We start from the raw sequence: 17,319 nt of genomic DNA, 5'->3' as shown, positions 1-17,319 counted from the left end.
TGCACATAACCGGCCCTCTCGCGGTCTGCACGCCCATCGACGACCACCCGTGCTCCGGAAGTGCGGTCCGCCCCTGGAGAGGGGACCCGATCTGCCGGGGATGCAGGTCCATCACAAGGGAAAAACGTATATAGCATCCCGGGAGGTAAAGCACCGAGGATACGGTATGCAGCCGGAACGGGATATCCCCGGAAGCGTCCTCAGGACCCTCAAGTTCCGGCCGAAGGGCATGACGATCACCGAGATCGCGAAGGCCCTCGGGGCAAACCGGAACTCGGTCTCGAAGCACCTTGAGGTGCTGCAGGCGGAAGGCCATGTCGAGGCCCGGATCGTCGGCAACGCCAAGGTCTATTCCATCGCGCAACGCATACCCCTCTCGGCGTTTCTCTGCTTCACGAAGAACCTGATCCTGGTTCTGGATGCCGACCTCACGATAGCTCAGGCCAACGATCGGTGCCTGAGAAGGTTTGGGCGCGCAAAAGAGGAACTTGTGGGCCAGAACCTCCGGGAAGCGGCCCTTCCGGTCGTCTCCTCCCCCGAAGCCCTCGCCGTCGTCGAGGAACTCAAGCGGGAGCAGGTGATCACCGACATCTGCCACCGGCATAACACCGGCAGGGAGTCCTTCTATCGTATGCAGGCGATCCCGACGACGTTCGAGGGCGGAGAAAAGGGGTGCACGCTCGTCCTCGAGGATATCACCGAGCAGAAACGATATCTCCAGAACATGGCGTTCCTCGCCCGGACCGCGATCGACCTCGTCGACCTCCAGCCGGTGGAGGATATCTACGGCTACATCCTCGACCGGCTGCGGGAACTCGTGCCGGGTGGATACGCCTATATCCTCTCCTACAGCGAGGCCGACCACCAGTTCGCCATCCGGGCGGTCGCGGGTGAAGAATTCCGGGAGGGGCTCACGGAACTCCTGGGAAGGGACCCCGTCAACCTGGCCTTCCCGGCCACCCGCGCCTTCGACGCCCCTTATCACCAGACTCCCCTATCGCTGCGCGGCCTCCGGGATTTCGTCCTCCGCCCCGAACCATCCTCGTGGTCGTTCTACGACCTCTGCTTTCGGGCGATCCCGGAAGAGATCTGCAAGGCGATCCTCGAACGGTTCGATATCGAGAAGATCTGCCTCACGGGGCTGGTCTGGCAGGATCGCCTCTACGGTATTGCGGGCGTCTTCCTTCCTCCCGGAAGAGAGGTCGAGAGCCGGGAGACGGTTGAGTCGTTCGTCCGGCAGGCGTCCATCGCGCTTGCCCGGCGCGAGACCGCCGAGCAACTCCAGCGGAGCGAGGCCCGGTTCCGGAACATGGTCGACTCGTCCCCCTTCGGGGTCGCGCTCATCGACCGCGAGAAGCGATTCAGCTACGTCAACCAGAGATTCGTGGAGATATTCGGCTACGGCCCGGACGAGGTGCCCACGGTCACAGAGTGGACCCGGCTGATCTTTCCGGATGAAGAGGCACGGCAGGAGGCCCTCGGTGCCTGGCGATCGGATCTCGAACGTTCGGTTCCGGGCCAGGTCAGGCCCCGGACGTTTACTGTCCGGTGCCGGGACGGGTCGAGGAAGACGGTTCTTTCCCGCACCGTCACCCTCTGCGACGGGACAGAGTACTCGACCTGCGAGGACATCACCGAGGAGGTCCGTGCCTATCGTCTCCTCGTCGCGGATATCGCCGACCTGCGGCGGCGTGAGCAGGAACTCCTCATCAAGGACCGGGCGATAGCCTCCACCCGACGGGCGGTCGCCCTCCTCGATCCGGACGGGGTGGTGACCTACGCGAACGCCGCATACCTCGATCTCTGGGGCTACCCGGCCCCGGAAGATGTTCAGGGCTCAGATTTCTCCTGGTTCTGGGAACGTCCTGACGAGATGCGGGGGATCGTCCGGATGGTCCTCGGCGGCGGATCCTGGCACGGCGAACAGACCGGCCTCCGGAACGGCGGCGAGAAGTTCCAGGCGGATCTCCTCGGGACGCCGATTGTGGCCGAAGGCGGCAGGGTGATCGGGATGATGGCGGCAGTTACTGGCCGAAGGGCAGTAACTTGAGCGCCACAGGGTGACCCCCGCCAACCCCAGAGGGTATAAAAGCCTATGCCCGACAGTACCGATCTACAGTACTGCCCGGCAATTCTGGTTCGTAAAGGCTTATTGTTCCCCGGAGACACTCCGCATCTGCCCAAGGGGGTGAAGAGATGCAGAAGACTATTGAGAGGAGAGAGGCACAGGAGGAGGGCAACGCGGAGACCCGGGAGCTGATGTACGCCATGCTCAACGGCGACACCTACACCAGCCTGCAGGCCATCAGTGCCCTCGGGGCCATGGGGGCTCCGGCGGTCGAGCCGCTGGTGCGGGCGCTGCTTGCCGTCGACAGCAATGCACGCTGGACCGTGGCGATGGCGCTCGCCCGCGCCGGAACAGAAGCCGTGGAACCGCTCATCGGGGTTGTGCTCGTCGCGGACGACGCGATCAAGAACCCGGCGATCTGGGCGCTTGCCGAGATCGGCGACCAGAGAGCGGTCGACCCACTGGTCGGCACCCTCCGGACCAGCCGGTCCGAGTGCTGCCGCGCCCTGACCGCCGCGGCCCTGCTGAAACTCGGCGACCCCGCGGGGATCGCCGAAGTGGAGAAGGAGTTCGAGCGGTCGGGCGCGGGGTTCCGGGGCCTTGCCATGGAGGCCTTCGAGGGGACGTGAGGCCCCCCTCGGGGTACTTTTTTTGGTCGTCGTTTGGAGCGGCATTGATGGATAACTTCTAATAGAGCCCGCAAACAAGAGATCAGTATGCAGGGGCGCCAAATCCTCGTCCTGATCCTCCTTGCAGCAGCCGTCATAGCCGGAGGCTGCACGGCCGAAGAGGATACCGCAGATGCGCAACCGGTCTCCCAGACACCCGCGCCGACGGAGGTGCAGGCGGTGGGAGGGAGCCAGCCGGCCCCAACGCCGCACGTGCCGCCCCGCGGGAAGGATCAGCCGCAGAGCGTGGGATTCGTCGACCCCGCGACCTACCACCTCTCGATGACCCCGACGCCCACGACGACGATGATGAAACCGCCTAACGACATCCGCGTCTCCGAAAAGATGGTGGAGTATGCGGTGATCTCCTGCGATGACGGTCTTTACGGGCGCCGCGTTCTCACCACCGAGGTCTACCATATCCCGTTCCCCTACTGGGCGGCCACCGTGAGCGCAAAGGCGGGAACCGACTACCCCTGGCTCGTGGTGGAGATCCGCGATCCCGACGACCCGAACCGGCTCGTCGAGGAGATCCGATACTTCCGGGGCGATATCCTCCATGTCGAGAGCAACGCTACACGAAACAACCCCGTAGAAAAGGGGAAGACGTTCCTCATCCGGGAAGGGTACGACGACTACTACTTCGTCACCCGCTCGGAATCGCTGGAATCCTTCAAGATCACCATCTCCGTCCCGGAGAAGTACCTCGTCTAGGCGGGAGGAACTTCCGCCCCCTCTTCTGCGGCGCGGAGCTCCCGATCGTAATCGGTGATCGCGGCGGCGTACGCCCGCCACGCACTGTCTGCTTCGCCGATGTTCCGGTTTGCTGCGAAGTAATCATGCATCTCGTAGGCGCCCGCGGCCGACGACCAGAGCGTGAACGCGCGGTTCAGGTTGTCGAGCGCCCGGACGTAGGCCGACTGCGCTCCGGCGTAGGCTTCCGGGACGGCGTCGGCCGCGACGATCTGGCGGTGGTAAGCCGTAACGTCTCTGCCGTACCTCGCGATTGCCGCAAGTTCCCGGGCATGGGCGTCACATTCGGCAACCGAGAGGTCGTTTGTGGGGGTGCGGATATGCGCGGAGATCTTATCGTAAACCAGGAAGATATCGGCCTCCGACGCCGCGACGTGGCTTTCGAACGCCGCAACCTGCTGACCTTCGGTGTAACTCATAGCGAGCACCCCCCCGACCAGAAGAACCGCTATCGCGGCAACCGCCACCCCGGCGGCGGTAAGAGCCTTCCTTCGGTCGACGGCCAGTTTCGGGATCTTCAGGTCCGGGAGTTTAGGGATCTTCAGGCCGCCGGATGGTTCGGGGCTATCGGGATCCATGCCCATCACGCTCCCCCCGCTGGCAGACGCGCCGGACGGATGCGGTATTCTCCCGGCACGGGGATGTAGCGGAGCGGGACGATCTCTGGGGTCTCGGACTGCACGCTCGGGAGACCCGTCCCGATGGCGTCCCCGATGGCCAGCGGTCTTCCCCGGATCGCCGTGGAGCCGACCGAGACGTTACTCCACTCAAAATCCGTCCCCTCGACGTAGTAGTAGTGTCGCCCCCCATACGTGAAGTACCTCGGCGTGTACTTCGCGTAGTAGGGGTTGAACTCGTTCATCCGGATGCCGAGGGCCATATGATCCGAGTATCGGAGCAGCACCGTGTCGTAGCCGAGGGCGTCGAGGAGCCCCGCCATCAGGATGGCCGCATCCTCACAGTCTCCCCTCCCGTCGACGAGCATCTCGACGGGGTATTTCGGATACTCGACACCGCCCTTCACGTACATGGCGTGGCGGGGGAGGACGCCCTCGATGTAGGAGGTCGTGTTGTCGTCCCTATCGTAGGGGATCTGCTGGACGAAGAAGACGAGGTTCATCAGCCGGAAGTAGCCTTCGTCCGGGTTGGCGCTCGGGGGCGCGATCCGGCGGGCGAGATCCTCGAGGACCGGCCGGTCGGCGTCCGCGAGCGCATACCTCCCCCAGGAGGTATAGTCGCTGAACCGCGGGGTTCCCCGGTGCGCAAGGAAGAGCGCCTCCGGAACCGTGACCTCTGTCGTCTGAACGCCGCCGTCGATCGCCGTCCACCGGAAATTCCGGGCGGAGACCTCACCGTCCTCCGGGAAAGGCGTCGGCGTCGGTACCGGCGCGGGCGGGATGTATACGGGAGGACTGCCGATCGGCTCCCCGAGGAGAGCGGGTTTCACTACGAGGGCGACGACCAGGATCACGACCGCACCCGCGATGACCGGGATAACGTCCTTCCACTCCATAGCAGAATCCCGAACAACGGCCTCCGGTAGAGATGTTTGCTATCTACCGCTAAAAAACGTTAACTGTTCTGCTCGGGGTGAGGTTCGTTCCGAAATGAGTTAATAGAGGATACAAGAGAGGGGAGGGCAAACAGCCTCCGGGTGCCGTCCTGCCGGAACCGGCCGGCGGAGGAGGCGCCGGTTCCGCATCATCTCATTCTGGGTGCGGGCTCCGGAGGGCAGACCCCCTCAAGCCCGGCCAGCTGCTCTCCCGGCCCGGCCGCATACCTGCAGACCGAAGGGTAGTACCGGGTGACGTACTCCTTGAGCATCCGGAGAGAGCAGTACTGCGGGGCGACGCTCTTTATCGACTCCCGCATCATCCGGACCCACTTGTGCGGGACGTCGTTTATCGTCCGCGAGTAGTAAAGCGGCGCAACCTCGTTCTCGATGAGGTCGTAGATCGTCTCCGCATCGGCCCGGTTACCCCCCGGGGCGGTCGCGTGGCCCTCGAAACCCCATCCGTTCCTGCCGTTGTAGCCCTCGACCCACCAGCCGTCCAGAACCGAGAGGTTCAGCACCCCGTTCATCCCCGCCTTCATCCCGCTCGTGCCGCTCGCCTCCATCAGCGGGACGGGGGTGTTCATCCAGACATCGACGCCGTGAACCATGTAGCGCGCAAGCTGCTCGTTGTAGTCTTCTACAAACGCTATCCGGCCGCCGAACCGTGGATCCTGCGAGTACTGGTAGATCGTTTGCAGGATCCGCTTGCCCCGCTCGTCGGCCGGGTGGGCCTTCCCGGCGAAGACGAACTGTACCGGCCTCCAGCGGTTGTTCACAATTCGATCGAGCCGGTCCAGGTCCTCGAAGATGAGATCCGCCCGCTTATACTCGGCAAACCGGCGGGCGAACCCGATCGTCAGCGCCGGGGTGTCGAGCATGAGCCCCTCGGCTGCGAGGTTTGCAGGCTCATTCCGGTGCCTCGCCCATTTACGGCGTTTCCGATCCCGGATCCGGGCAAAGAGTTTCATCTTCAGCCACTGGTGCTCGCGCCAGAGTTCTTCGTCCGGGATCTCGTCGACAACCTCCCAGATGATCGGGTTGTCGTAATCCTCCCGCCAGTTCGGGTAGACCGGATCCATGTACCGGTCGATGAGCGCCTCGATCCGATGGTTCAGCCACGTCGGCACGTGAACGCCGTTCGTGATGGCGTCGATCGGCACCTTCTCGGGAGGGAGGTCGGGCCAGAGGGGCTGCCACATCTCCCGGGCGACCTCGCCGTGTTTTTTGGAGACACCGTTGTGGAACCGGGTCATCCGGAGCGCAAAGGCGGTCATGTTGAACCCGGCGCCCGGATTATGCGGGTCGTCGCCGAGCGCCATGAACCCGTCCCAGGAGAGATCGAGCGACGAGCAGTAACTCCGGAAGTAATTCGCCATCAGGTCCTCGGGGAAGACGTCGTGGGCGGCCGCCACAGGGGTGTGGGTGGTGAAGACCGAGGTGCCCCGGACCTGTTCGCGCGCTTCATCGGGGGGCATCCCGGCCACGAGCCGCTCGCGGAGCCGCTCGAGGAGGGCAAACGCCGAATGCCCTTCGTTCAGGTGCATCGCCGAATACTCCACGCCGAGGGTATGGAGAACCTTCCTCCCGCCGATGCCGAGCACCAGCTCCTGCCGGAGCCGGCACTCGAGCTCTTTTAAGTAAAGGCGATGAGAGATGTTCCGGTTCTCGGGATGGTTCTCATCGATATGGGTGTCGAGGAGGTAGAGGGGGACCCTTCCTACCTGCACCTTCCAGACCGCGACGTAGATCGGCGGGTCGATCAGGGGCACCTGCACCACGAGCTGCTTTCCGTCGTCGCCGAGCACCCGGAGAACCGGGGCTGCGTCGCGGTCCAGGATCTCCGCGACGTTCTTCTGCCACCCGTTCGCCTCGATGTGCTGGTGGAGATAGCCTTCGGCGTACATGAACCCGACGGCGACCGTCGGCACGCCGAGATCGCTCGACGCCTTGACGTGGTCGCCCGCGAGAATCCCGAGCCCTCCAGCGTAGAACGGGAGCGAGTGGTGCAGCCCGAACTCGCTTGAGAGGTAGGCTATCGTCAGCGGGGTCCGCCCGGGATAGTGCTGTGCAAACCAGCTCGTCCCCGGCGTCATGTACTCGTGAAACCGGTGCATGATGATGTCGTAGCGGCGGAGGTACTCCGGGTTTGCCGCCGCCCGCTCGAAGAATCGCGGCGGGGTGTCGAGAAGCATCCTGACCGGGTTGTGGCGGCTCATCTTCCATTCCGCCCGGTTCAGCATCTTGAAGAGCACGCTCGCCGAGGAGTGCCAGCTCCACCAGAGGTTGTACGCGAGGTCGACCAGCCCGAAGATCCGTTCCGGAACGTGGGCGAACCGGTCATAAGGTATCTCCGTCTTCATTCGACCGGCATTACCTGTAGCACCTGATAAGTGCTTCTGTCACGGGTGATGGTCGGGCAGGAACCGGCTCACCGCCGCTCTTCGCGCTCCATGAACTCCCGGATCTCCTCGACACGCCTCCCCGCACGCGCATACCGTTCCTGTTCGTCCATGGATTCCGGTAACGGACCGGGATACGTATATCTATCCTTACCCCGGCGCGGCAGAGGGAGCGGGAGGTAGACCGCCTCTCGCGGTCTTTGGGGTGATAGCGGAAGGACGGCGCGGATGGGATACTTATTTTTGCGGATACGGCCTCACGATGGAAAACGAACATTGAAAGGTATTATATGCGCCGTTTACCGATCTTCCTTCAAGAAGACCCGAAAGGAGCGTAACCTGCATGCGACAGATGATCGAGGCAACCGAACTCACGAAGAACTACGGCAACGTCACCGCCGTGAACAGGGTATCGTTCTCTGTCACGGAGGGGGAGCTCTTCGGCCTGCTCGGGCCGAACGGTTCGGGGAAGACGACGATGATCCGGATGCTGACCGGGCAGATTCCGCCGACGGCAGGATCGGCCCGGGTGATGGGACTCGATCCGGCGAACGATCCCATCGGCGTCCGGGGGCTCGTCGGGATCATCCCCGAGCAGGAGACGCCGCCGAGTTTCCTCACCGCGGAGGAGTACCTCCACTTCGTGGCCGGCATCCGAAACCTCGACTCCGTCGACGAACGGTGCGACCGCTGGTTCGACCTCCTGGAGTTTCGCGACAAGCGGGACGTCCTCTGCAAAGATCTCTCGCGGGGCACCCGGCAGAAACTGATGTTTGCGCAGGCGTTCCTCCACGAGCCCCGTCTCGCCCTCATCGACGAGCCGCTGATCAACCTGGACCCCATCATGCAGCGGACGGTCAAAGACTTCCTCACGGGGTACGTCCAGGGCGGCGGGACCGTCTTCATCTCCACCCACATCCTCGAGATCGCCGAGGAGATCTGCGACCGTATCGGGATCATCCACAACGGCAGGCTCCTCCACTCCGGCCCGGTCGAAGACCTCGTCGCGACGGGCAGGCACCTCGAATCCTTCTTCCTCGACCTGGTGCGGGGCGATGCCGGTGCCTGATCTCTTTCGCGCGATGATGAAGGAAGAGTGGCGGATGCACTCGACGATCTTCGGGAGCCTCGGCTTCGCGCTCTTCCCGGCGGTCATCGCAGTCTTCGCGTTCTTCGGGGCGCTCACCCTCCCGATCTTTGCAGACGTCTTTCCGTACGACGTGGTCGCGCTCCTCATCCACACTCTCTTCATGCTCATGGGCGTGATGGTGGGATCGTTCGGCCTCATGGGCCGGGAGTTCATGAACCGGCGGTTCGGGCAGGCAAGCCTCATCGCCTACGCTTCCCGGAGCCTCCCGGTCTCGGAACGGCGGATCTTCGCTGCGTTTCTCGTAAAGGATACCGTCTACTACATCCTGCTCTACGTCCTTCCCTTTGCCGCCGGGTTCACCGCGGCGACGCCGTTCACCGGCCTCGACCCGGCTCTGGGGCTCCTCGCGTTCGTCTCTCTCGCGCTTGCCTTCCTTCTCGGGCTCTCCGCCGTCTGCTTCCTCTCGACCCTCTACGCACGCTCCGTCGCGCTCCTCGCCGGAACGGCGGCGGTGCTTGCGGTTGCGGCCATCGCTGCATTCCGCCTCGGGGCGATCACCGTCTCCGCCGTCCTCCCCCCCTACGCCTTCTTCCTCGACCCCGCCGCGGAACCGCTCGCGCTCTCGCTCCTCCTCATCCTGGTGCCGGCAGCCGTCTCGGTCCTCTTCGTCACCGTCGATTACCCCGACCGGACGAAGCGGTTTACCAACCGCCTCGATCCTCTCGCGGGGAGACTCCGCGGACTCGGGAGCGCGCACTTCATCGCGAAGGACGCCCTCGACCTCCTCCGCAGCGAAGGCGGTGCCGGGAAGGTTATCTTCTCGTTCCTCCTCCCCCTGGGCCTCGTCTGGGTCTGCCTTCAGGTCCTGATCCGGTTCATCCCGGGGGTCGATCCCCTCGTGGTCTTTGCGGTTCTGCTCGGGGTGATATCGGCCACCATCTACAACTGGCTGACCGAGTTCGACTCCTTCACCTCCTACACCTTCCTGCCGGTGGAGATCTCGGAGGTGATCGACGCAAAACTGAAGAGCTACGCGCTTGCAAACCTCCTCCCGCTCGGGGTGCTCGTGCTCGCGGCGGCGACATCCGGCGGTGCGGGGACGTTCCTCCCGGCACTTGCCGCGTTCGCCTCGGTCTCGGCCTACACCCTCGCGGTGACGGTCTACCTCACGGGGCTCCACCCGAACGTGATGCTCTATCACGCCTGGGTCTTCCTCCGCTACCTCCTCGCGATAAGCCCGGCGCTCCTGCTCCTGATCTTCGCCTCGATCGTCGACCCCGCGTACGCGGCCCTGAGCCTCCTCCTCGTCGCGCCCGCGGCGTTCCTCCTCGCCCGCGCCCGGACGAGGTGGCAGGCGTGGGAGATGCCGACGTACTGACGCAACCGGATTTTTGGGGAGTAAGAAGAGATACTCGCGCGAAGACGCGAAGAACGCGAAGTCCAGCGGGGTGTTGATGACTCCCTCTTCGCGCCTTCGCGTGAACGGTGGAGGAATAGCAGCGAGATCCCTCCTCACGCGAATTTCGCCATGTCGCATGAGCGACAGGGTATGGCAGGAATAATACCCGGCAACCTGGCTCCCGGTTCATGAAGAGTATCTCACTTTCACCCCCCGCACGGCGCGGTTTTTAAACCCCTGCGGGCGACCCCGGGAGTATGCTAGAGAGAGCAGGCTACCTCCAGAACAGCAGGTGCGCCGCCGTCGACGAATGGGGAAGACCCTGCCGTATCGTCGAGATCGCCCTCGACGGCCGGCGGTTCGGCGCCAGGGTCGGCGAGCTCCAGCAGATGCTCGGCGGCCGGTGCCCCGCCCGGATCGGGCTCCTTCGCGACGACTGGGGCCCGGTTCTCGGGGATACGGTCGGCCGCGCGGAGCGGTCGCGGACGGGGAAGGCGGTCGTCTTCAAACTCGTCACCGGCGAGCGCTACACGGTGCCGGCCGCGGCGCTCCGGGCCGTCCTTGCCCGAACTGCCGCCTTCGCTCCCGTCTCGGCAATCCTCCCCGCGGGCATCCCGACCGTCCGACAGCAGGTTCTCGTCACGGGGTAACCCCCGCCTCGCGGATCGCCGCCTCCCCGGCATCGCGGAACGCCCGCCCGACGTTGCCCGGGCCGAGGAGGACGCCCCCGAAGATCCGCGAGACCACCAGCGCGTGGCTCCCGAGGCTGTGCCTGCGCAGCACGTCGAGGAGGATCCTTCCCGGCCGGCCGACCTCGCCGTAGTTCTTGAACTCCTCAAGGGCACCGCACCGGAGGGCGGCGCAGTGGTGAGCGGCCTTCCGGTAGGCCTTCCGGTGGCCGGCGAGAACCGCCGCGACGTCCTGTGGCCTCTCGATCTGGTAGAGGTGCGCGTAGAACCGCGACCGCCGGACCTCGGTCGCGGCGGTGCCGAGAGGCTCCGCGGTCACGCCGCCACCCGCCTCCTCGCGTACTCCTCCCAGTGCGCCATAAGAAAACCCCGGATCCCCCGGCCGGGTTTGTAGGGCGGGTATATCGTACGGTAGGCCTCTTCGGCGTCGACGAACCTCTCCGTCGGCAGGACGTCGGTGTAGGCCGCGAGGTAGAGGAGCCCGATCGCCGCCGACCGGGAGACGCCGAACCCGCAGTGGACCAGCACCGGTCGGCCCGCCCCGAGGCACCGGTGGATGAAGGCGAGGGCCGCATCGATCGCCTCCTTCGGGATGTCGTCGGGGTCCCGCGTATCGACCAGGTTGAGCATCAGCCGGTTCCCCCGCCGGGCGACCAGGTGCTCGGGGTGATCCGGCGGCACCGTCTCAAGGGGTGAGTAGGTGACCGCAAGGCAGTGGTAGGGGCTCCGGCAGGCATGCACCACGCACCAGGTCTCGTGCGCCTCCACCGCGACCTCGTAGTCCTCCTGCGTCCCAACGTAGAGGTTCGGATAGATCTCGATCATCGTCCCGCCCCCGTCGCCTCCAGCGCGTACGCCGCCGCCCCGAGAAGCGGCGCCCGCCCTGCAAGTTCGGAGACGACGAGCCGGGGAAGGGCGAGGTAGCGGTCGATGAACGGTTCCATATGCCGGATCACGATATCTCCATAGTAGCGGGCGAGCGGCCCGTCGAAGACGATCACTTCGGGGTTGTAGGCGACGATCGCCGCCGAGACCCCGCGGGCGTTCACTTCCCCGAGCGCCTCCATGAAGGCAAGGGCGACCGGGTCCTCCGCCCGGGCCGCCTCGAAGATCGCCCGGGTGGAGGAGGGGTCGAAGGCTACCTGCCGGACGCCGGCTGCCTCCCGCCACGCCGCAAAGAACCCGGGGATGTTCTTTGCTGAGGCGTAGGCCTCCCAGTGGCCGGCAAACCCGCACCCGCAGACGAGGTTGTAACAGGTATCGACGGGGATATGCCCGATATCCCCCGCGTTCCCGTTCATCCCTAAGAGCAGGCGGCCGTTCACCACCGCGCCGCCGCCGATGCCGGTCGAGAGGGTGATGTAAACGGCGTTATCGGAGCCGCGGGCGGCGCCCGCCCACCGTTCGCCGAGGACGCCGGCCCGGGCGTCGTTGATGAGCGTGACCGGCAGCCCGAACCGCTCCCGGAGCGGCTCGACGATCTCCACGACCGGGAACGCGATGTTCGGTGAGTCGACGACCCACCCGCGGCCGGGGTCCAGCGGCCCGGCCGATGCGACGCCGATGGCCGCGGCCCCACTCCCCTCCGGCGACGCGAGGAGTGCCTCCACCCGGGCGGCGATCGCGGCGGTGATCACCTCCCCTGACGGCCCGGTAGTCGGCGTCGGGACGGCGCCGTAGGCGAGTATGGTCGCGTCGGAGCCAACCAGGGCGGCGCGGAGGTTGGTCCCGCCGAGGTCAACGGTAATCACGGTCGTCATAGGGGTCACTCCTCAGGGCAGCAGATGCTCTCCTTCTCGGATTACGCGAACTACCGGGATAAACCTTGCTTTCTCCGGGACGGCGGATCCGAGAGTGGGCCCACGGCCGCGAACGACGCACCCGGCACCCGCTCTCTCACCCCCGCAAGCCCGGACGACCGGCGGTGCCTCGCGGCGTTCGAGGAGTTCCAGGGACGCGAACGGTGAGGGGGGTTTGCGTCAGATCTCCTCCCCCACCATCATGCAGGGATACTTCTCCCGCGGGTACCTGCCCTCGATGGACTCGCGAACGAACCGCTCCCTCGACGGGGCCGCGAGGAGGGCGTCGTAGACCTCTTTTGGAACGCCGGCGTAGCGATAGGCATCGGCGCTCTCGCAGATGACGAGGAGCGCCTTCGTCGTCGGGTCGTAACCGACCGACCGTACTGCGCCGGAACGTCCGGCTGACTGTCGGGACATACGGGCGGGTTGTGGCGGGCGAAGATGATAGCGGTTGCGGCGGGTCTCACCGGACCTTCTCGTAGGGGTAGCGCAGCCGGATGAAGTCGCCGAAATACCGGCCCTTCGACCGCGCCGCGAGCATTCCTTCGTAGACGTCGGGCGGCACCCCGACGTAATGGTAGACCCCGCCGCTGTGGAACTCGACCTCCAGAACCTCGTCTTCCGGGTCGTAGCCGACCGATTTTATGTTGGTGGACTCGACGGTCTGGCGCTGCATGGGCGGAGGTAACGGGCGGTGTGGGGATAAGAGTTGCGGGGCACCCGCCGCGCGGTGATGGGGTGAGACCTGCGCCGCCGTGATGAAGGCTGCGAACGCCGCGAGCGCGAGAAGGGTGAGCAACGCGAGCACCCCGGCCGTCCAGGCGACCATGAAGAGAACAACCGGGGCGAAACATGGTTCTCCGCAGGTATCGTGCTCGCCGGGGCGAGAAGGAGGCTTCGACCCGTCCGTCTCACGCCACCGTCAGGCTCATAACCTCGAAGACCCACTTCCCCGAGACCCACATGGCACGAAGAGACGTAACCGCGGACGAAGCCAGGGCGATGGGCGCGCACCTCGGCATCACCTGGGAGGAGTTCGACGTCGAACAGTTCCGGCGGGGCATGGTCGTGGAACTCGAACACGGCCTCCGCGACCCGGCGACGAACGTCACCGACGACGACCTCTTCCTGACGGCAAAGATAGCGCTTGCGCACTTAAACGAGTTTCCGGACTACTACGACCGGCTCGAGGAGATGGAGGAGGAAGCGGAGGCTTACTGGGCGGAACAGAAGGCGCAGGCGCCTTAGAATCCGGTTATCGCTCCCGGCGGAGTGGTGCGCAACAACTATCGCCCGTCCGCTGCAACGATAAACCATGGATCGGAGGTCAGGGGCCGATTGGATCGGGATACGGCAGCGACGGGTCATCGACGGAAGAGAGTACTACGCCGACCGGCTCTACGAGACCCAGCAGACCGCAAAGACCTACGCCCAGCAACTGGAGCGCCGGGAGAAGGACGTCCACGTCCTCAGAACCGCCACCGAAGGCGGGCGCCGGGGCTACGCCGTCTTTTTCGAGAGATAGGATCCCGGGGATCTTCAAACAGGCGGGCAGTCTTCGGCGGGGGCGATAACAGAGTGGGGGGCGAACCTCGCCCACATTCCCCTGCTATCTTCGTCTGCAGGCGGACTGATAAATTTCCCGTACGACGGAAGCTCGAAGGTTGAACCCGCGGGTTCAATGCTCCCGGCACTCCCCGATCGCCGGGGCCGTGCACCGCTCCCGCCAATCGCCGCTGAGAATTCCCCAGACCTCGACGTCCTCAAAGACCCCCCATTTCCTCGCGTGCTCCCGGAGATGCGCCTCGTGCGCCATCCCGCACTTCGCCATCACCCGGCCCGAGGCCGGGTTGCGGGAGAAGTGCGTGGCGTAGACCCGGTGCAGCCCGAGGACCGAAAACCCGTACTCGATCACCGCACGGGCGGCCTCGGTGGCATACCCTTTGCCCCAGCAGGACCTCGCAACCCAGAACCCGAGCTCCGCCCGCCCGTGACTGTGGTCGATCCCTACGAACCCGACCGCGCCCACGAGACCCGGATCGCCGCGGCGGGTGACGGCGTAGACAATCTGGACCCCCTGCCCGAATCCGGGCGCGAGGGTGGCGATCCAGGTCTCCGCCACTCCGTCGAGGTAAGGGTAGGGTATATCGAGGGTGCGGGACGCGATATCGTAGTCGCCGGCAATCCGCTGCACCTCCGGGGCATCCGCGAGGGTGAACGGCCGCAGGAGCAGGCGGTCGGTCGCAAGGACGGGCTGTCCGGTCATACGGGCACCCCCGACAGCACCGGAGAAGTATACGTTCCGGTAAGACCGACCTGCGCGCTGAGAATCCCCCAGATATCGACGTCCTCGTATATGCCCCATTTTTGTATGTGCCCGCGGAGCCGGCCTTCGTGCACCATCCCGCACTTCGCCATCACCCGGCCCGATGCGGGGTTGCGGGAGAAGTGCATGGCATGGATCCGGTGCAGCCCGAGGGCCGAGAACCCGTACTCGATCACCGCACGGACGGCCTCGGTGGCGTAGCCCCGGCCCCAGCAGTATTTCGCAATCCAGAACCCGAGCTCGCCGCGGGCGTGATCGGTCTCGATCCGGAGACGGGTACCGCCGATGAGTGTCCCGTCCCGTGCGAGGGTGACGGCGAACGCCGCGGCCTCGCCGCGTTCGGCGCCTTCACTGAGCGATGCGATCCAGATCTCGGCGAGGCCGTCCGGGTAGGGGTGGGGGAGAAGGGTCGCCGCGGAGACGGCGTAGTCTCCGCAAAGCCGCTGCACCGCACGGGCATCTGCCATGGTATACGGCCGCAGGAGCAGGCGGTCGGTTGCAAGGACGGGCTGCTGAACCATGAACATACCTCCATCGCCTCGATCGGATATAAGTCCTGCCGCACCGCGCCCCTGCCCGGGGGGAGGGGGGCGGAGAAGAGAGCCGGCAGGAACCGTCCTGGCGTTCCCGGGCCCGCGCGAACCCTGCCGTGGTTATACCTTGAGGTTCCGTTCGCTCCTTTTGCGGGGAGTTCAGGGTATTGCCGGTATCCAGAAGAGCCCGTTTCCGATAAGAGTTTCTAATAATCTTTCTATTTGCGAACCAGCAACCTTTATTAATTTTTGTTCTGTATTCCATCTTGCATGATCAAAGTCGCAATCAACGGGTTCGGCACCATCGGCAAACGGGTCGCCGATGCGGTCGCCGAACAGCCCGATATGGAAGTTATCGGGGTCTCTAAGACGAGCGTCTCCGCCGAGGCGTACATCGCAAAAGAGCGCGGGTACCCCCTCTACATCGCGGACCTTTCAAAGAGAGAGACGTTCGAGAAGGCCGGGATCGAGGTCGCCGGCGACGTCGAGGCGATGCTCAAGGCCGCCGATATCGTCGTGGACGCCACCCCCGGCGGCGTCGGCGAGAAGAACCGACCGATCTACGAGCGCCTCGGCAAAAAGGCAATCTTTCAGGGCGGCGAGGATCACGAGGTCGCCGGGTTCTCGTTCAACGCTCATGCGAACTACCGCGAGGCCGAAAACCACCAGTTCGCCCGGGTCGTCTCGTGCAACTCCACCGGGCTCGTCCGGATCATCCACGCTCTGGACCAGGCCTTCGGCGTCGCGCGGGTCCGGGCGGTGATGGTCCGGCGGGCGGCGGACCCCGACGATGTAAAGAGAGGCCCGGTGGACGCGATCGTCCTCAACCCGGCGACCATCCCGAGCCACCACGGTCCCGACGTCAACACCGTCCTCCCGCACATCAACATCGTCACCCTCGCGATGATCGTCCCGACGACCTTCATGCACATGCACAGCATCCAGATGGACTTGAAGAAGGAGACCACCCGCGAAGAGGTGCTGAAGGTCTTTGAGGACCACAGCCGGATCGGGCTCATCCGCAAGGCCACCGGGATCAAGAGCAACGCCCAGCTCCGGGAGTACACCCAGGATCTCGGCCGGCCGCGGACGGACCTCTGGGAGAACGGGGTCTTCGAGGAGTCGGTCTCGGTGCTCGACGGCAAGGAGTTCTACTGCTTCCAGGCGATCCACCAGGAGGCCGATGTCGTCCCCGAGAACATCGACTGCATCCGCGCCCTGATGGGAACAGTAAAAGATCCACAAGAGTCCATCCGGATGACCAACGAAGCGCTCGGTCTCGTCGCTATCGGGTGAACGGAGAGCGGAAGGCACTCCCCTTCGCAAAAACAATTTTTCTGGGGGCGACAACCCTCAAGCAACGGAAGGTTCGAGACACCCCCACCGCCCGCGCTTCGCGCTCCGCCCGCCCCCTCAAGGGGGCGGGCAGTGCGTGGCGATACCCCCTGACAGGGACGAAGCAGGAATCTCCTTCATGGACGGCGCACATACTCAGAGGTATTTGGTCGCGCACTTCTTCCCTGCCGTTTCACCTTGAGGTGTTCCTTCTCACAGGGATACCACGGTGCTCAGCATAGCCATACACTATTAAAGCCGCTTTTAATAAAAGCCAAAAAAGTGAATGAAGTTTGTATGATGGAGTTGGTGCCAGCGGTACTAGTGCATCGTGCCCCCTAATTTTAGGAATTTTGATGCATAGGAGCCCATCAGTCACCTCCGATGGTCGCACTCCGAGGGCACGGCTTTCCATCGGCTATCGCCACGCACTGCCCCCGCCCCATCGGGGCGGGGGAGGAGCGCGAAGCGCGGGCGGGGTGGGGGCTACAGGAGCAACTACGAGGGGGAGACAGGGGGGCATGCCTGGGGTAATTCCTCATCCTGAATCTGTTCTTCATCGAGCATGCCCCCCCACATTCATATCCTATTCAGGGGAACGAAATTTGGCATCTTCGCGTCAGGCAACTCAGGGTGCAGACTTGGAGTATGGTTCCACAGATAGTCGTGCTATGGAATTCATAGTATTAAATGACAATGAGC

General features: G+C 64.6%; 20 protein-coding genes. 10 read left to right on the top strand and 10 right to left on the bottom strand.

Annotated features, from left to right (window positions below):
* The first annotated feature begins 166 nt into the window (after window positions 1–166).
* The 3 genes from L21_RS03640 (at window position 167) to L21_RS03630 (ending at window position 3,450) form a co-directional block, all read left to right on the top strand.
* Window positions 167–2,050, top strand: a complete 1,884-nt coding sequence (locus L21_RS03640; protein ID WP_074369148.1) for a PAS domain S-box protein — start codon at window positions 167–169, stop codon at window positions 2,048–2,050.
* A 146-nt stretch (window positions 2,051–2,196) separates the two neighbouring features.
* Entirely contained in the window at window positions 2,197–2,697 is a 501-nt protein-coding gene (locus tag L21_RS03635) for a HEAT repeat domain-containing protein (protein ID WP_074369147.1), read from the top strand.
* An 87-nt stretch (window positions 2,698–2,784) separates the two neighbouring features.
* The gene (locus L21_RS03630) at window positions 2,785–3,450 is read left to right on the top strand and encodes a hypothetical protein (RefSeq protein WP_074369146.1); all 666 of its coding nucleotides are present in this window, start codon (window positions 2,785–2,787) and stop codon (window positions 3,448–3,450) included.
* On the opposite strand, the gene L21_RS03625 is transcribed toward L21_RS03630, so the two are convergent.
* The 3 genes from L21_RS03625 to glgP form a co-directional block, all read right to left on the bottom strand.
* Window positions 3,447–4,067 (bottom strand): hypothetical protein, encoded by a 621-nt coding sequence (locus L21_RS03625; RefSeq protein ID WP_074369187.1) that lies wholly within the window; start codon window positions 4,065–4,067, stop codon window positions 3,447–3,449. The two genes, L21_RS03630 and L21_RS03625, sit on opposite strands and share 4 nt — an antisense overlap.
* A gap of 5 nt (window positions 4,068–4,072) precedes the next feature.
* Window positions 4,073–5,002 carry a hypothetical protein gene (locus tag L21_RS03620; protein WP_074369145.1) on the bottom strand — a complete coding sequence of 310 codons (930 nt, stop codon included), beginning with the start codon at window positions 5,000–5,002 and terminating at the stop codon, window positions 4,073–4,075.
* Window positions 5,003–5,190: 188 nt separating this feature from the next.
* The gene (gene glgP / locus L21_RS03615) at window positions 5,191–7,404 is read right to left on the bottom strand and encodes an alpha-glucan family phosphorylase (RefSeq protein WP_074369144.1); all 2,214 of its coding nucleotides are present in this window, start codon (window positions 7,402–7,404) and stop codon (window positions 5,191–5,193) included.
* 382 nt (window positions 7,405–7,786) lie between these two features.
* Between glgP and L21_RS03610 the strand changes: the two genes are divergently transcribed.
* The 3 genes from L21_RS03610 (at window position 7,787) to L21_RS03600 (ending at window position 10,582) form a co-directional block, all read left to right on the top strand.
* The gene (locus L21_RS03610) at window positions 7,787–8,512 is read left to right on the top strand and encodes an ABC transporter ATP-binding protein (RefSeq protein WP_074369143.1); all 726 of its coding nucleotides are present in this window, start codon (window positions 7,787–7,789) and stop codon (window positions 8,510–8,512) included.
* On the top strand, window positions 8,499–9,911 hold the full coding sequence (locus L21_RS03605; RefSeq protein ID WP_083608757.1) for a hypothetical protein: 1,413 nt from the start codon (window positions 8,499–8,501) through the stop codon (window positions 9,909–9,911). The genes L21_RS03610 and L21_RS03605 overlap by 14 nt, the downstream gene beginning before the upstream one ends.
* A 278-nt stretch (window positions 9,912–10,189) precedes the next feature.
* Window positions 10,190–10,582, top strand: coding sequence for a hypothetical protein (locus L21_RS03600; protein WP_074369142.1), 393 nt, complete (start codon window positions 10,190–10,192; stop codon window positions 10,580–10,582).
* Here L21_RS03600 and L21_RS03595 read toward each other — a convergent pair.
* The 3 genes from L21_RS03595 to L21_RS03585 are packed head-to-tail and all read right to left on the bottom strand — an operon-like array spanning window position 10,572 to window position 12,381.
* The gene (locus tag L21_RS03595; protein ID WP_074369141.1) at window positions 10,572–10,940 is read right to left on the bottom strand and encodes a YigZ family protein; all 369 of its coding nucleotides are present in this window, start codon (window positions 10,938–10,940) and stop codon (window positions 10,572–10,574) included. The two genes, L21_RS03600 and L21_RS03595, sit on opposite strands and share 11 nt — an antisense overlap.
* Window positions 10,937–11,446, bottom strand: coding sequence for a dual specificity protein phosphatase family protein (locus L21_RS03590; RefSeq protein ID WP_074369140.1), 510 nt, complete (start codon window positions 11,444–11,446; stop codon window positions 10,937–10,939). The genes L21_RS03595 and L21_RS03590 overlap by 4 nt, the downstream gene beginning before the upstream one ends.
* Window positions 11,443–12,381, bottom strand: a complete 939-nt coding sequence (locus L21_RS03585) for an ROK family protein (RefSeq protein WP_074369139.1) — start codon at window positions 12,379–12,381, stop codon at window positions 11,443–11,445. The genes L21_RS03590 and L21_RS03585 overlap by 4 nt, the downstream gene beginning before the upstream one ends.
* A gap of 24 nt (window positions 12,382–12,405) precedes the next feature.
* Here L21_RS03585 and L21_RS03580 point away from each other — a divergent pair, with 24 nt between their 5' ends.
* The gene (locus L21_RS03580; protein WP_074369138.1) at window positions 12,406–12,588 is read left to right on the top strand and encodes a hypothetical protein; all 183 of its coding nucleotides are present in this window, start codon (window positions 12,406–12,408) and stop codon (window positions 12,586–12,588) included.
* 12 nt (window positions 12,589–12,600) lie between these two features.
* On the opposite strand, the gene L21_RS03575 is transcribed toward L21_RS03580, so the two are convergent.
* Both L21_RS03575 and L21_RS14385 read right to left on the bottom strand, forming a co-directional pair.
* Window positions 12,601–12,840 (bottom strand): KTSC domain-containing protein, encoded by a 240-nt coding sequence (locus tag L21_RS03575; protein WP_074369137.1) that lies wholly within the window; start codon window positions 12,838–12,840, stop codon window positions 12,601–12,603.
* Window positions 12,841–12,886: 46 nt separating this feature from the next.
* Entirely contained in the window at window positions 12,887–13,252 is a 366-nt protein-coding gene (locus L21_RS14385; RefSeq protein ID WP_256712204.1) for a KTSC domain-containing protein, read from the bottom strand.
* A 23-nt stretch (window positions 13,253–13,275) separates the two neighbouring features.
* Between L21_RS14385 and L21_RS03565 the strand changes: the two genes are divergently transcribed.
* A complete protein-coding gene (locus L21_RS03565) occupies window positions 13,276–13,671 on the top strand; it encodes a DUF5661 family protein (RefSeq protein ID WP_256712202.1) in 396 nt (131 codons plus the stop codon).
* Between the two features lie 67 nt (window positions 13,672–13,738).
* A complete protein-coding gene (locus L21_RS03560) occupies window positions 13,739–13,948 on the top strand; it encodes a hypothetical protein (RefSeq protein ID WP_074369135.1) in 210 nt (69 codons plus the stop codon).
* 153 nt (window positions 13,949–14,101) lie between these two features.
* Here the strand turns inward: L21_RS03560 and L21_RS03555 are convergent, their stop codons facing one another.
* Both L21_RS03555 and L21_RS03550 read right to left on the bottom strand, forming a co-directional pair.
* Window positions 14,102–14,689, bottom strand: a complete 588-nt coding sequence (locus tag L21_RS03555; protein WP_074369134.1) for a GNAT family N-acetyltransferase — start codon at window positions 14,687–14,689, stop codon at window positions 14,102–14,104.
* Window positions 14,686–15,270, bottom strand: a complete 585-nt coding sequence (locus tag L21_RS03550; protein ID WP_083608767.1) for a GNAT family N-acetyltransferase — start codon at window positions 15,268–15,270, stop codon at window positions 14,686–14,688. The genes L21_RS03555 and L21_RS03550 overlap by 4 nt, the downstream gene beginning before the upstream one ends.
* A 282-nt stretch (window positions 15,271–15,552) precedes the next feature.
* Here L21_RS03550 and L21_RS03545 point away from each other — a divergent pair, with 282 nt between their 5' ends.
* Window positions 15,553–16,578, top strand: a complete 1,026-nt coding sequence (locus tag L21_RS03545; RefSeq protein WP_074369132.1) for a type II glyceraldehyde-3-phosphate dehydrogenase — start codon at window positions 15,553–15,555, stop codon at window positions 16,576–16,578.
* Window positions 16,579–17,319 lie beyond the last annotated feature (741 nt).

Source organism: Methanoculleus chikugoensis (assembly GCF_900095385.1).
GTDB classification, from domain to species: Archaea; Halobacteriota; Methanomicrobia; order Methanomicrobiales; family Methanoculleaceae; genus Methanoculleus; species Methanoculleus chikugoensis_A.
This window is presented reverse-complemented; position numbering and strand designations above follow the sequence as displayed.